General features: G+C 49.8%; 1 rRNA gene. It reads right to left on the bottom strand.

From position 1 onward, the window contains the following. A 16S ribosomal RNA gene (locus KGF48_RS20155) occupies nt 1–255 on the bottom strand; the annotation flags it as partial.

The raw sequence follows: 255 nt of genomic DNA, 5'->3' as shown, positions 1-255 counted from the left end.
TGTCTCAGTTCCAATGTGGCCGATCACCCTCTCAGGTCGGCTACTGATCGTCGCCTTGGTAAGCCGTTACCTTACCAACTAGCTAATCAGACGCGGGTCCATCCTGTACTGGCTCACCTTTGATATTTAAGAGATGCCTCCCAAATATGTTATCCCGTATTAGCATACCTTTCGGTATGTTATCCGTGTGTACAGGGTAGGTTACCCACGCGTTACTCACCCGTCCGCCGCCCTTTACCGAATTAAATCGCTCAA

This window comes from Clostridioides sp. ZZV15-6388 (assembly GCF_020657755.1).
Taxonomy (GTDB): domain Bacteria; phylum Bacillota; class Clostridia; order Peptostreptococcales; family Peptostreptococcaceae; genus Clostridioides.
The sequence above is the reverse complement of the archived record's forward strand: the minus strand, read 5'-3'. Positions and strand labels throughout refer to the sequence as shown.